Origin of the sequence: Spirosoma foliorum (assembly GCF_014117325.1) — a bacterium.
In the GTDB taxonomy this organism is placed as follows: Bacteria; Bacteroidota; Bacteroidia; order Cytophagales; family Spirosomataceae; genus Spirosoma; species Spirosoma foliorum.
This window is the reverse complement of record NZ_CP059732.1, coordinates 1,078,998-1,092,480: the sequence shown is the minus strand read 5'-3', so window position 1 is coordinate 1,092,480 and position 13,483 is coordinate 1,078,998. Positions and strand designations below refer to the sequence as shown.

The 13,483-nt window shown below is 46.5% G+C and carries 12 protein-coding genes and 1 tRNA gene; 9 read left to right on the top strand and 4 right to left on the bottom strand.

The annotated features are described in order from the left end of the window. Window positions 1–58: 58 nt before the first annotated feature. Window positions 59–979: a helix-turn-helix domain-containing protein gene (locus H3H32_RS04500; protein WP_182461473.1), complete on the top strand. Its 921-nt coding sequence runs from the start codon at window positions 59–61 to the stop codon at window positions 977–979. Window positions 980–1,145: 166 nt separating this feature from the next. Here the strand turns inward: H3H32_RS04500 and H3H32_RS04495 are convergent, their stop codons facing one another. Further along, complete coding sequence (locus tag H3H32_RS04495; protein WP_182461472.1) at window positions 1,146–2,375, bottom strand: multidrug effflux MFS transporter; 1,230 nt, start codon at window positions 2,373–2,375, stop codon at window positions 1,146–1,148. A 272-nt stretch (window positions 2,376–2,647) separates the two neighbouring features. Here H3H32_RS04495 and tpx point away from each other — a divergent pair, with 272 nt between their 5' ends. The 5 genes from tpx to H3H32_RS04470 all read left to right on the top strand — a co-directional run bounded on the left by tpx (window position 2,648) and on the right by H3H32_RS04470 (window position 6,077). Then, window positions 2,648–3,241: a thiol peroxidase gene (gene tpx / locus H3H32_RS04490; RefSeq protein ID WP_240543655.1), complete on the top strand. Its 594-nt coding sequence runs from the start codon at window positions 2,648–2,650 to the stop codon at window positions 3,239–3,241. A 363-nt stretch (window positions 3,242–3,604) separates the two neighbouring features. Next, window positions 3,605–4,162 (top strand): TetR/AcrR family transcriptional regulator, encoded by a 558-nt coding sequence (locus tag H3H32_RS04485; protein ID WP_182461471.1) that lies wholly within the window; start codon window positions 3,605–3,607, stop codon window positions 4,160–4,162. Window positions 4,163–4,285: 123 nt separating this feature from the next. After that, the gene (locus H3H32_RS04480) at window positions 4,286–4,660 is read left to right on the top strand and encodes a DsrE family protein (protein WP_182461470.1); all 375 of its coding nucleotides are present in this window, start codon (window positions 4,286–4,288) and stop codon (window positions 4,658–4,660) included. A 64-nt stretch (window positions 4,661–4,724) separates the two neighbouring features. Beyond that, window positions 4,725–5,645, top strand: a complete 921-nt coding sequence (locus H3H32_RS04475) for a pyridoxamine 5'-phosphate oxidase family protein (protein ID WP_182461469.1) — start codon at window positions 4,725–4,727, stop codon at window positions 5,643–5,645. Window positions 5,646–5,873: 228 nt separating this feature from the next. Beyond that, the gene (locus H3H32_RS04470) at window positions 5,874–6,077 is read left to right on the top strand and encodes a hypothetical protein (RefSeq protein WP_182461468.1); all 204 of its coding nucleotides are present in this window, start codon (window positions 5,874–5,876) and stop codon (window positions 6,075–6,077) included. Window positions 6,078–6,217: 140 nt separating this feature from the next. Here the strand turns inward: H3H32_RS04470 and H3H32_RS04465 are convergent, their stop codons facing one another. After that, window positions 6,218–6,769 (bottom strand): dihydrofolate reductase family protein, encoded by a 552-nt coding sequence (locus tag H3H32_RS04465; RefSeq protein ID WP_182461467.1) that lies wholly within the window; start codon window positions 6,767–6,769, stop codon window positions 6,218–6,220. Between the two features lie 694 nt (window positions 6,770–7,463). Here H3H32_RS04465 and H3H32_RS04460 point away from each other — a divergent pair. The 3 genes from H3H32_RS04460 to H3H32_RS04450 all read left to right on the top strand — a co-directional run bounded on the left by H3H32_RS04460 (window position 7,464) and on the right by H3H32_RS04450 (window position 11,318). Further along, the gene (locus H3H32_RS04460; protein WP_182461466.1) at window positions 7,464–8,084 is read left to right on the top strand and encodes a class I SAM-dependent methyltransferase; all 621 of its coding nucleotides are present in this window, start codon (window positions 7,464–7,466) and stop codon (window positions 8,082–8,084) included. A 309-nt stretch (window positions 8,085–8,393) separates the two neighbouring features. Continuing rightward, entirely contained in the window at window positions 8,394–10,148 is a 1,755-nt protein-coding gene (locus H3H32_RS04455) for a transcriptional regulator (protein WP_182461465.1), read from the top strand. A 288-nt stretch (window positions 10,149–10,436) separates the two neighbouring features. After that, window positions 10,437–11,318, top strand: coding sequence for a family 1 glycosylhydrolase (locus H3H32_RS04450; RefSeq protein WP_182461464.1), 882 nt, complete (start codon window positions 10,437–10,439; stop codon window positions 11,316–11,318). 540 nt (window positions 11,319–11,858) lie between these two features. Here H3H32_RS04450 and H3H32_RS04445 read toward each other — a convergent pair. Both H3H32_RS04445 and H3H32_RS04440 read right to left on the bottom strand, forming a co-directional pair. Further along, window positions 11,859–11,942: transfer RNA gene (locus tag H3H32_RS04445), tRNA-Leu, on the bottom strand. A gap of 145 nt (window positions 11,943–12,087) precedes the next feature. Continuing rightward, window positions 12,088–13,326, bottom strand: coding sequence for an ABC transporter permease (locus H3H32_RS04440; RefSeq protein ID WP_182461463.1), 1,239 nt, complete (start codon window positions 13,324–13,326; stop codon window positions 12,088–12,090). Between the last annotated feature and the right edge of the window lie 157 nt (window positions 13,327–13,483).

Genomic DNA, 13,483 nt, shown 5'->3' with positions numbered 1-13,483 from the left:
CTCTTTCCGGGTGTCGTTAGCCCGCTTACGTAGTCCAATCAATAACCCTACAGTAGCCATGTCAAGTGTTCAGCGCATCAAATCCGTCAGCGAGTTTCACCGACTCAGAGGCCTGCCCAAACCCGAACATCCACTCATCAGCGTGGTGGATTACAGCGCCATCCAGCGCACACCCGATATGAGTTTGGTAAGCTGGGTGCTGGATTTTTACCAGATTTCCATTAAACGGGGCGTGTCTGCCAAGCTAAAATACGGTCAGCAGGAATATGATTTTGATGAAGGTGTCATGTTTTTCATTGCCCCTGGTCAGGTATTCCGTATTGAGGCCGATCCAGACCCGAGCAGTCAGCGGTCAGGTTGGATGCTACTGATTCATCCAGACTTTTTGTGGAATACACCCCTGGCCAGGACTATCAAACAATACGAGTATTTTGACTATTCGGTGGCGGAAGCTCTTTTTCTCTCGGATAAGGAAGAGACAATCATTAACACCATCATTGAAACGATCCGGCAGGAGTATCACGCCAATATGGACAAATTCAGTCAGGGAATTATTATCTCCCAGCTAGAAACCTTACTGGGCTATGCCGAGCGCTTTTATCATCGTCAGTTCATCACCCGAAAAATCAGTAACCACGCGATTCTGGACCGTTTGGAAAATGTGCTGACGGATTATTTTCGCCAGGATGAGTTGATAAAAAGTGGGATACCCAGTGTTCACTATTTGGCTGATGCCCTGCATGTTTCGCCCAAGTATTTAAGTAGTTTGTTAAAAGTGCTGACTGGGCAAACCGCCCAGCAGCACATTCATAATAAGCTCATTGAGCAGGCGAAAGAGCATCTGTCCACCACCGACCTTTCGGTGGGCGAAATTGCCTTTGCTTTGGGCTTTGAGCACCAGCAATCCTTCAGTAAGCTATTTAAAGCAAAGACTCAGCTTACCCCACTGGCGTTCCGGCAATCGTTTACCGAAAATTGACTATGGCTCTGTTCCAGCTGTTTCTCCGTGATCAGGTCGGCAAATTGCTCGGCAATGGGTTGAACAGTTGAAGGCTGTAATCCTCCAAACGGATGGGTTAGCTAAAAGGATAGCATCTTAAACGTAAGCGGACAATCCCAATCAGCCAAATAGATAGCACAGGCAATCAGTGCAGTAAAGCAGCATCGGCATCCTGTTGAACCTCAACCTGTGTGCGGATCGTTCGGCGGCCCACCAATAGCACCAGCAACGCCAGTGTAGCCGCTCCTGCCATGCCAATCACCATAGGTATAGCCGAAGGCACCTCGAACATACTGATGAACACGGAAATTAGGGTGCCCATGCCCATTTGTAGAGCGCCCATCAAGGCCGAGGCACTACCGGCATTTTTGGCAAAAGGAGCCAGTGATAAGGCCGCGGCATTGGGGTTTGTATAACCAATGCAGCAAAGGTACAGAAACAGAAAAATAATGGTAGTCGAAAGCGTCAGCCAACCCGCTAGTGCCACGGCCAGAAATGTCAAACCAACGATAGACTGACAGATCAACGCCACATTAACAATCTGTTCACTCTTGTAGCGTCGAAGCAGTAGAGTATTTATCTGACTTGACCCGATAAAACCGACAGAAAGAAAGGCGAATATCCAGCCATATACTTTTTCATCGGTATGAAACACTTCCATAAACAAAATTGGCGAGCCGGAAACGTAAGCAAAAAGGCCCGAAAAGGCGATGGCGCTGGTGAAGGCATAGGTATAAAACTGCGGTTCACGTAGGACCTGCCAGAAATTAAGTAAAATCGGTTTTGGCTTCAGCGAAATCGACAAGTCGGGTTTATACTTGGCAGGCAGCCAGAAAAAAACGGCGATCAAAATAGCGACTCCCATCCCCATCAGAATAACAAATACGGCTTGCCATCCCAGCGCAGCGGTAACGTAACCCCCAACCGTTGGCGCGATCATTGGCGAAGCGCCCACCACAAGCAGGAGAAGAGAAAATACCTTCGCATTGTCTTTCACCGGAAACAAATCGCGCACCATAGCCACCGAGGCTACCGCTGCCGCGCAGCTTCCTATGGCCTGCACAACCCGCATGAAAATCAGGCCATCAATACTTACCGTAGAGGCACAGCCGGCCGAGGCTAGTATGTATACAATCAGGCCTATGTATAACGGTTTTTTTCGCCCAAAGCGGTCGAGCAATGGGCCGTACAGCAATTGCCCTAACGAAATACCAATGAAAAAGCCGGACAGGGACAGCGAGACTTTTGCCGCCGTGGTATGCAGATCTTTAGCAATGGCGGGAAATCCTGGCAAGTACATGTCAATAGAAAACGGTCCTAGCGCCGTTAGGCTACCCAAAATCAGGATAAGAAAGAAATAAGTCTTTTTAGACATCGAGTGTAAAAGCGGTGAAAGCGATCGGAATGGGTTGGCTGACCTAATGGCCAGATAAAGAAGCAGGCTATTTTACCCAACTCAGACTCATTATTTATACACAAGTTCGGGCTTAATAATTTCCGGAATGTTCAGGGATTATTTCAGAATCAGAATTGAACTTCCTACTTATTACTGAACAGTAAGCTCATCCTTAATTTTGTGTCCAGGTTAACCTAGCAAGTCCAGTTTCCTTTGTACATTTGAGGTATTACCCTCAATATAATACATTTATGACTGGTATTAAAAACTCGTTACACGCCTTTAAACTCTTTTTCTGGGGTCTTGCCGGAATATTCATGACAAGTATTTCGCTAGCTCAAACGACAGGTACGGCCCTTACGCTAGGCGGTAAAACAATTCATACCGTTGGTAAACTACCAGCAGTAGGAACGTCTATTAAAGATTTCACATTGACCGGTGTTGATCTTAAGGATAACACGTTAGCCGATTACAAGGGCAAATATGTGATCATGAATATTTTCCCCAGTGTGAATACGGGTGTTTGTTCCAAATCGGTACGGAAATTTAATGAAGATGCGGCTGGGCTAAAAAACACCGCTGTGCTCTGTATTTCCAAAGATCTACCGTTTGCGCAGAAGGCTTTTTGTGGCGCGGAAGGCATTAAAAATGTCGTGATGCTTTCGGATTTCAGAACAGATTTTGGTACTTCTTATGGCGTTCAAATTGCCGACGGACCCATGAAAGGCCTGTTAAGTCGTGCGGTAATCGTCGTTAATCCCGAAGGGAAAATCGTTTACGAACAGCAAGTACCTGAAATAGGGCAAGAGCCTGATTACGCTGCCGCTATTGCAGCCATCAAGTAAGGTCCAAACTAAATTTCCGTATTTTGTGGAAAATTGACCCTGTTATAGTGAACCACCAATCTCGTTTAAACGGGATTAACGGCTCACTATAACAGGGTCAATTTCAGAGGTGATCGCCCCCCACCTACAAGCCGCCCCTTTCCCAAATGGTAGTGCACATTCGGGTCAGACCGGGCAACTGGTCATCACGATGAGACGATCGGAATAATTTGTTAGTTCCTACTATACGAGACGATTTAGGCTGGATGCCGACGCAATCCTGTATCCATAAAGAGACTCAGCGATGGCCATAAAGAATGAATAAATTTAATCGACGTGAACTAAATTTATTTACCGATCGTTCGGTATAAAAAGAAGCAAAAAGTGGCGCACGCAAAAGTTGAACACGACGTCGTTATCGACAAACTGATGGAGGTCTTCCGCTCATCCGGCTACGACGGTTCGAGTATGGCTACTCTGGCGGAAGCGACCCAATTAAAAAAGGCTAGTCTGTATCATAGGTTTCCACAGGGTAAGCAGGCAATGGCTCATGCCGTGTTAAGCTATGTTGCCGATTGGACTCAAACCAGGATTGTCGATGTACTTTTTTCAGCCAGCACGCCGAAAGAACGTCTGGAAAAGGCCTTGAAAGCCATAGACGAACTGTATGACGGCGGTCGGCTCGACTGCATTCTCAGGGCATTGTCTCACGGATCGGAGGCCAACATTTTTCAGAATGAAATTGCTGCGGTTTTCCAGCTGTGGATCGATGCTTTTACTCATTTAGCCCTTGATTTCGGATACGATCAGAAGGAATCAGACCGGTTGGCAAAACTGGCGATCACCAAGATTCAGGGTACCCTAATTCTGGCTAGAGCTTTTGGGCAGCCATCGCTGTTTACCGAAGCGCTGGATGAATTGAGATCATTGTTTACCAGATAATTTCATGAAACTCATCAATAGGTAAATTCCTTTACGAAAGCGAATTCATGTATTAGTATGTTTCAACCTTTTACTGAACGTTCGGTAATTATTTTCATAGTTCACATAAACCAAACAAATGCGATGACGAATCACGTAAAAACAGCCCTTATTATCCTTTCAGACCCTAACGTGGGTTCGGACGACGTAAACGGCAAATTATTCAATGCCCTGGCTGCTGCTTACGACTTCAAACAAGCGGATCAGGAAGTAACGATTCTGTTTCAGGGAGCAGGAACACGCTGGCCAGCCCTACTGGAGCAACCTGATAATCCATTTCATGGTTTATTTGAAGCTGTAAAAGATAAGGTTCAAGGGGTTTCTAGTGGCTGTGCCACCGTTTTTGGTGCTGACCCCTCTGGCTATGATTTGATCACAACGAATGCCGTGCCTGGTACATCAGGGCTCCCCAGCTTTGTTCAACTCCAACAGGAGGGTTATCAAATTATCACGTTCTAGGTAACGATCTAGTTTCCAGCCGTCATCAGGCTGCCTTGATGACGACTACATCTCTTCTTTGCGTATGGACACAACCCCATTTCATCCGGGCGAACAGCAAATACAAGCCCGAGCGGGCGAAGAGCATATTGCTCGCCGAAACGGCCAGCTTATTGCCAACCGCATACCAAATGGAGCGTTAAAATTTGTCGAAAAACAACCCTTTGTTGTGGCCGCCAGTCTGGATAGTCAGCAAGCTATGTGGGTATCGCTGCTGGCGGGTCAGTCGGGCTTTCTGAAAGCCGAAAGCCCTGAAGTTGTTCAGTTGAACACCGATTATCTGCTATCAGCCAAGGATGATCGCTTCTGGGCGAACGTGTCCTATCATCCAGTGGCTGGCCTGCTTTTCATCGAACTGAGTTCCCGGAAGCGCTTGAAAGTAAACGGACGGGTGACAGTTTCTCCCAATGAGACTAGTTTGACCATACGCGTACAGGAAGCCTTTCCCCTTTGTCCCCGCTATATCCAGCGACGGGAAGTGGACGTAACTACCCTCGCCCAGCCGACAGACCAGGTTAGCTTGATAGGCTCTCAACTAACCCCTGAACTGCACGATTGGATTGCTGGGGCGGACACCTTCTTTGTGGGTAGCGCTCATGACGACGACCACCTGGACGTGAGCCATCGGGGTGGAAAGCCAGGGTTTGTCCAGGTTCTCGATAGCCAAACCCTGCTGATTCCTGATTACAATGGTAATGGTATGTTCAATTCGATGGGAAACTTTTCGGTCAATCCCCGAGCGGGGCTCCTGTTTGTTAACTTTGAGACGGGTGACAGTTTACAACTCACCGGACATGCCGACGTCCAGTTTACCGAGTCAGCTGCCGATGATCCCACCGGTGGGACCGGTCGTTACTGGCAATTTCACCTCCATAACTGGGCTCGCCAATCGAGTCTATCGGGGTTAAACTGGACCTTCTTAGAGTATTCACCGTTTAACATTTAGCCCGTATGTTCAGTTCTGTTTACGTAATCGATAAAGTAACTATCAGAGAAGACTATGAGCTCCAGTTGGCCGATTCTCACCGCTACCTATATACCCATCTGGGGACCTTCTCCTATTGTGATGGCTCTTAACTAGTTTCTCATTATTAAATCACTTACCGTGAACTAGTTATGACTACCTGTCATCTAATCAGACTTCAGTACAAATCAACTAATTGATAAGACTACCATGAATAAATTAACCGACGAAGACGATGTGCCCTTTGTTAAAGAGGAATGTGGGGACACTATGTGGGATGAAGCGATGCTCGATCAGCTTACAGAATCCACAACTAGCCAACAATTGCCCAGTTTATTAAACCCTGCTCTACCACCTGTAGAACAAGCGGGCGGTGCCAAGACTGACCAATTGAATCAAGACAGCCAGGAATAGGGAAAACTAAGCCCGCGCCATTGGTTTTCCAATTAAGTAATTGGTTGCAGCGACCAATGTGCGTTAATGTAAACCGCTCAGAAAGATAACGAAAACTGCTCTCCATTCATTCGTTGGCGCTTGTTTGTCGTCAAGTTCTGTCACTGTTTCAAATAGTGAAGCGCCACACTGCCGGATTTGAAAGCAATCGTATCAACCAGCTTTAACTTAAGCTTTTCCTGAAGGCTTCCCCCATGAAGCAAGGGTCTCCCCTGTCCCACCATGACTGGATGAACTACCAACTGAAATTCATCGATAAGACCGGCTTGGATCAATTCAGGAAGTAAACTTACACTGTCCACCGAAATTTTGTTGCCCCGTTGCTGCTTCAGTTTGAGGAGTTCTTCGGCCGGGTGGCTCCTAACAAGGCGTGTCTTATCATCTATGCTGTTTAATGAGCTTGACATAACCACTCGGTCGATCGACGACAGTCGTTGGGCAAATCTATTTTCAGCCGCTGTGCCGGATTGTTTTTGGGCCACATCAGCCCAATAGGGAAACATAAGCTGATACATGAAACGACCGAAAAAGAGCAGATCTACCTCCCTCAACGTTTCCGTGAAATACTCCAGCACCTCTTCACTAGGGTTGAACATCGTGTGATCGCAATAGCCATCCAGGCTAGTATTCATAGTGAATGTTACCGTTCTCATGGGGTTAGATAGTAGTTGTCCAATTTAAATTCTAGAAATTCTTTCGACCCTAATTGATCGCTTAGATATTGATTATCAATAGAATGACACCAATAGAATTGACCAGAATCAACAAAGTCTACCTTGGAAAAGCACTAGTAGTTTACTGTTTATACAAAAGTAAATTGGACGAGCTACGCTAATGAGGGTCAATCGCGACAATATGAGGGCATTTTGTGGCCATTTGCTCTATTGAAAGCCATCATTTTATAATCTTGATCAAATCTGTTCAGAGATACAGGCGCTATTGAGGTTATATATTAAATAGCGAGTTATGGGTTTGTAGTACCGTTTCTATAGTAACTGTCATTTCCCAAGCTGAAGCTGTTTTATAACGCAAACCTTATTACAACTCAGAAGCCGTTTTTAGCGGTACTTTACGCGCAGTTAGCAAGCTTAATCTATGGATATTCTCATAATACTAGCTAATTCAACCAGTTAGCTTACACTGAGTTTTGCTATCTTTAATGAATCGTTGTTATCGCTCATTTCTAGCTATTAGCGAAGGAATTCAGGCAACTGTCGATAAACAGCTACCTGTTAACTGGACAATTTAGTGGCTTAAGGAAATGTGGACTTGTTTCGTAAAATTGACCAGTAAAATCATGTTTAATTTAGTTTCAAGTAAAAAGTAACAAGTCCAAACTAGTACAATATGAAGGAAGAGCCGCTAGATCTATCTGGTACAGCTAGTATTTTCCATTTTCACAAAACGTTGATCGAACGGCATGGTGCTGGTACAACCCGGGCATTGGGGTGGCGGAAAATTGAAGGCCAGTGGATGCGCTTTGAAAAATTAAGCCAAATAGGTGATCTAAGCGGGCACTCTGTACTAGATGCCGGATGTGGGCACGCAGATCTTTTCGCCTTTTTAAAGAAAAGGTTTTCGTCAATTACGTATTATGGATGTGAACAAATACCTGAATTACTCCAGATAGCCACCCAACGATATCAACGTGAGAATAATGTACTCCTACTACAAGGGAGCTTTCTCGATACAACGATGCCCATGACCGATTTTGTGTTGGCTAGTGGATCACTTACTTATCGGCATAGTGATGACGAGTTTGTTTATAAGGCTATTGAAACCCTATTTGCCAAATGTCGTATCGCCTTAGGATTTAACTTGTTGAGTGGAGGAGTCGAACCCAACACGCTGCTGAGGTCTTACTCTCCCGATGAAATACTCCAATTTTGTCAGACCCTATCAAAAACGGTGCAACTCCAGGTTGGCTATTGGCCAGATGATTTCACCATTTTCCTATACAAAGAATGAAGGAGGCCTCCTTATGCAGTGCGCAGCTAAATTAGTTAGGATAAAATTAAGGTGTAAAGCCACTCCTTGACTAAACCGAATTGCTTAGCTTTGAAAGCAATTACCACGACTCTATCGAAAAAATAGCTGTTGTTAAAACGGCCAATTACCCCCGCTTGCTTAAAAATAGGCGGCTCTAGTTAAGCCTAGATTTGTCAAGCTATTTCATAGCTGACGCCCTTAGGACGGTCAATTATATAACAATCTTCTGCTTAAGAACGTCTTCCTTATGCCAGTGTCGCTTCGTCACTCCTCAACGCTGCCCAGAAGATGATTTTCCCTAGCCTGTCCAGACTAATCTTAATACTACTAATTGTCAGGCCATTATTTTTTCAGCCCGCCAAAGCCCAGGTCGATACCTTGTTTCGGCTTAGTCCCGATCTGCGGATTTTTCGCCTGTTTCAGAAGCAGGCGCCTTATTACTCCATTGGGCATACGCCCTATCTGAAGAACGCGCAGGATTCAGCCCGCGCATTCGCCCAACTCGATCGGCTGGCCACCTTTGCCCAAAATCAGGATGACGACCGTCTGTTCTGGACCGTACAACTTCATAAAATCCTGTGCCGGCATGAACTTGTCAAAGCAATGGGCAAACCCTCTTCGGTTTTACTAGCCGCTCAGCCCTACATGGACAAGTGCCCGGTTCCCGTCGTTCAGGCCGCCTACTGGCACCATCGGGGTCGGTATGCCTATGAAACCCAACAATTCGACGAAGGGTTTCGGTGGCTGCTACGGGCTCAGCAGACCTTTGAGCAGATTGGTTATGAGCACATTCCCGAAATTAATGACTACCTCTATAACTTGGGGGCAGAATATTATTTCTTTGGTGAGTACAAGACCTGCATTCACTATCTGCTGAGCTCTTTCTACTACCCACCCCTAGTCGAACGAATCGGGATTGCCGCTCACAATACGGTTGGTCTTTGCTACCAGCACCTCCATCAGTATGGTAAAGCACAGGCGTACTTCTTCCAAACCCTGAGGCTGGCTGGTAAGCACGGAGACTCGGCCTATGTGGCCATTGCCAATTCGAATATAGGCCATTTACTGCTGCTACAGAACAAGTCCAGGCTGGCCCTGCCCTATCTGTATAAAGGCTACCAATTTAGCTTTCAACGCAGACATGAGTACCAGGTACCTGAGAATGCAGCCCTGACAGCCTTATATGTGGCTCAGGCCTTATTGAATCTGGATAGTACCCAGAAAGCCAGGACTTACCTTATTCACTCGACCCGATTGTTTACTAACCGCCCCTGGTCGGACTATGATCTACAGTATTATCAGGTCCAGACTCAGTATTACAAAAAAGTGGGCAACTTCCGGCTGGCGACCATCTACCTGGATTCGCTCCGGGGAATAGAAAATTCTCAGCGGACCCTGTTCAATACCCGCCTGCTGGCAGCTAGTCAAAGTCAGGTTAACGCCGAGCGGTACCTGAATGATCTGCGCAAGCTGGAGGCTAGTCAGAGCAAGGCGGTGTGGGTACGCAATATGGTCCTCCTTGTTGCTGTGCTACTGATTCTGGCTGGGATCTATGCCTTTCGGCAAAATCAGCAGAAACGCTGGCAGGAAAAGCAGGTGTTACTGGCCCAACAGCAACGTGCTGAACAATTGCTAGCTCAATATATGGTTAACATTCAGGAGAAGAACCACCTTATAGACACCATTTCAGCTCAAATCGACCCCGATGAGCTAGCCCATCCAACACGACCCTCCATTAAAAGTTTACAGAATCGGGTTATTTTGACCGAGGACGACTGGCAGCAGTTCAAGGAACTGTTTGAAGACGTTTATCCGAATTTTTTCTCGGTTATTCTAAGTCGCTATCCTGACTTAACCAAAGCTGAAATCCGCCTGCTTGTCCTCTCCAAACTCCAGATCGATACTACTCAGATGAGCCGAATTTTAGGCATTTCACCCGAATCGATTCATAAAACAACGTATCGGTTGCGAAAGAAACTAGGGATCAGTGGCAAGATAAACCTAAACAACCTGTTCGAAAACGAGTCCACAACGCAATCTTGATAAAGTAGCGGTAATCACTTTATTGGCCTTCGCTAGACCTACTGTTAGAATGGCTGCTCCTCCCATTTATAGCAACCCTCCGCCAAACCAGGAAAGAGCAAATCTTTACCTCGATATTCGCTAACGAACCGATTTAAAGCGGGCATCTCTTGCCGACAAAGAAACGAAACAAAAAATCCGAGAGCCAAACTTAATCTCCTCTTAGGCCTATTTTGTAAACACTCCGTATGAGAATCAGTTAAGGGACTAGGCAATCAGGCACATTGATTGCGCTCCTGCTACCCATATATGGTTACCCAATTTCTGTTTGCCACCGGCATCGAAAATAGCAATCCAACCATTCAGGGCGGCACCTATCGCCAGGATGAATTAGCCAAATGCGGACACTACCAGCACTGGCAAACCGATTTCGACCTGGTCGAGCAACTAGGCATTCGTTTCCTGCGCTACGGACCGCCCATTCATACCACATTTCTTGGCCAAGGAAAATACGACTGGGCTTTTGCCGACCTAACCTTTGGTGAGTTGCGTAAGCGTGATATCGTCCCCATTGTGGATCTGTGTCATTTTGGGGTACCTGATTGGATTGGCAATTTCCAGAATCCCGATTTTCCCGCTCTTTTTGCGGGCTATGCTCGCGCGTTTGCACAACGCTTTCCCTGGGTTCAACTTTACACACCCGTCAACGAGATGTATATCTGTCATGTCATCACGCGCCAGTACCATGACCGGTATCGTCTGCCAGTCATGCATACCGAGACGAATCTTTGGCAGGGGCCCAATGGCGACGAAGCCGTGAACTGGCTTTGGAAAGAGTGGGCCAACGTCCTGCGGGTACGGAATGATGGCGTACCCATGATTGGTTTTACCTGGTATTCTCTGACGGATCAGGTCGACTGGGATTCGGCGCTACGGGAAAATAATGGCAACGTTAATCCGCTTGGCTTATGTGATCTTAATCGTCAGATTCGCCCAGTCGGTCAGGCCTACAAGCAACTTATCAGTGACTGGAAGCAAGTGCTGCCAGCCCAAAGTGTTTGTCTTGAGGTACCTATTGTGATGCCCAGTGAGAGCAATCAGCCGTGGGCCTACCAGAAGCAAACCGAGGCAAAGCAGGCACGTCAGCGTGTAGCTAATGCCGTTTCTAAAGACAACCAAACAATTGAATAGAACCTCATACGATTTCAGGAAAACGTAGTCATTGTGACTTGTGGTTGTATTGAACGGGCCATAGCTAACCGACTGGTATCTGAAGGAGCCCGAATAGTATTAGTTGACCGAAACGAGTTTAAGTCAGCTGGATGTGATTTTTAACAACATCGGACTATTGCAATTCAAACCAAAGGAGAAATTAACGAGTGAGGACTGGTTGCGCTAAATGATCATTTACTTTTACTAGGTGCGTTTTACTTTACTAAACTGGACTCTGAGGCTTTGACTCCGTCAGAATTACCCATCGCCATGTTATCGTCGCGAGTGTGCGTTGTATTGACCCAGATAGGGACAGTTGGTTGCTTACATTGCTCTAAAGTAAGAATTAACAGGGGGCCAGCACAAATTCGATGAAACGCCGATAGTATAAATATTCATTGTGCTACTGCCCTTTGTCTGCAATAGGCCTGCTTGAGCGATTCCGTACACCACACCGTATACTACTAAAAACGAATAACCCCTAACCATCTGCAACGCAGTTTGTTAGGGGTTATCTTGTACCGGGAGCCGGACTCGAACCGGCATGTCCTTGCAGACAATGGTGTTTGAGACCATCGCGTCTACCGATTCCGCCATCCCGGCGACTGAATCGTCCCGCCGAAGCGAGATGCGTTTGTCAAACGTGGGTGCAAAAGTAGGAATTAATGGATAATGTACAAGGGCTAATGAATAATTTTATTTCAGCTATCACCAACTGCATTATCCATTCTGCATTATTCATTAATCCTTACTCATATCGGAGCGCATCAATAGGGTCTAATTTGGAAGCGCGCACGGCGGGGTAAATCCCCGCAAATAACCCAACCGAGATACACACGACCAACCCAAGACCCATCCAGGTCCAGGGCACAACAAAGCTTCCTTTCCCCTGGCTAACAACACTTGAGATCAGGTTGCCTACACCCAATCCCAGAACCACCCCTCCAATTCCGCCAAGAATACAGATGACAATAGCCTCGATCAGAAACTGTTCCCGGATTCGTTGTGGAGTGGCCCCCAATGATTTTCGAATCCCAATCTCACGGGTTCGCTCCGTGACCGATACCAACATAATATTTAATAGAGCGATGGATGCACCAAGCAAGGTAATAAACCCAATGCCAAAGCCACCGATACGCAAATAACCGGTAATATTCCCGGTCTCTTTTGCCAATTCGTCGGCGCGTTCAATTTCAAACGAATCGGGCTGGCCAAGTTGGTCACGTCGAACCAGTCGCATGGTGCCGCGTGCTTCGTCTACGGCCTCATCCTGATCAGCAACTGTGGGTACCGATGCCGTGATATCAAATGTTAGTTTTTGATTTCCAGCCAGCGCACGTCCATTATCGAGTGGTATCAGGATTATACGATCGTCGCCCCCGCCCGAAAAACCACCTTTTTTAGCCAATACACCAATGATTTTATACTGGTTACCCGCTACCCGAATTACCTGATTGATGGGGTCCAGCTTCTTTTCGAACAACGTGTTCGCTACTTCGCTACCAATAATGGCCACATTGCGGGCACCAGTTAAGTCATTAGTAGTCAGATTACGACCACTTTGAATCGTGAACCCTTTTACAGACAAGTAGTTATCATCTCCCCCCGTAAGCTGAATATTCGGGTTTGTCTTTTTCGAGCCGAACTTAGCCTGAGCCGCCCCCGCCACAACCGACGAAACAGAAATAGTGGCCCCATACGGAAATCGGCGCTTAAACTGCACCGCGTCGAAATAGTCAATCGGGGCATCCTGACGCTGAACACGTCCACCCCGCCGAAAAGCATCCTGCCGGGCTACAATGCTGAATGTATTTGCACCCAAACCGGCAAAGCTGCTATCCACCGAACTTTGAATCCCATCGATAGCGGTCAGGATACCCACTAATGAGGTGATACCAATGGCAATAATGAGCGAGGTTAGAATGGTTCGCAGTCGATTCCCGGCAATTGAACGCAGCCCTTCGCGTATGTTTTCGAGTAGATTCATTTATCAATGAGTGAATAATTGAATGATTGAATAATCGAATGATGCTGATGCAGGTATTCACTCATTCAACAATTCATTCATTCAATCATTCAACCTCGCACAATATTTGCTTATCTTTCGTTATTACAAAACTACCAAGCGCATTCTTAATAGGGAA

Excerpts from the sequence above, each read along its gene's own strand:
- H3H32_RS04455 (WP_182461465.1), top strand. The coding sequence starts at position 8,394 with ATGATTTTCCCTAGCCTGTCCAGACTAATCTTAATACTACTAATTGTC.
- H3H32_RS04475 (WP_182461469.1), top strand. The coding sequence starts at position 4,725 with ATGGACACAACCCCATTTCATCCGGGCGAACAGCAAATACAAGCCCGA.
- H3H32_RS04450 (WP_182461464.1), top strand. The coding sequence starts at position 10,437 with ATGGTTACCCAATTTCTGTTTGCCACCGGCATCGAAAATAGCAATCCA.
- H3H32_RS04465 (WP_182461467.1), bottom strand. The coding sequence starts at position 6,769 with ATGAGAACGGTAACATTCACTATGAATACTAGCCTGGATGGCTATTGC.
- H3H32_RS04480 (WP_182461470.1), top strand. The coding sequence starts at position 4,286 with ATGACGAATCACGTAAAAACAGCCCTTATTATCCTTTCAGACCCTAAC.
- H3H32_RS04495 (WP_182461472.1), bottom strand. The coding sequence starts at position 2,375 with ATGTCTAAAAAGACTTATTTCTTTCTTATCCTGATTTTGGGTAGCCTA.
- H3H32_RS04440 (WP_182461463.1), bottom strand. The coding sequence starts at position 13,326 with ATGAATCTACTCGAAAACATACGCGAAGGGCTGCGTTCAATTGCCGGG.
- H3H32_RS04470 (WP_182461468.1), top strand. The coding sequence starts at position 5,874 with ATGAATAAATTAACCGACGAAGACGATGTGCCCTTTGTTAAAGAGGAA.
- H3H32_RS04500 (WP_182461473.1), top strand. The coding sequence starts at position 59 with ATGTCAAGTGTTCAGCGCATCAAATCCGTCAGCGAGTTTCACCGACTC.
- H3H32_RS04460 (WP_182461466.1), top strand. The coding sequence starts at position 7,464 with ATGAAGGAAGAGCCGCTAGATCTATCTGGTACAGCTAGTATTTTCCAT.
- tpx (WP_240543655.1), top strand. The coding sequence starts at position 2,648 with ATGACTGGTATTAAAAACTCGTTACACGCCTTTAAACTCTTTTTCTGG.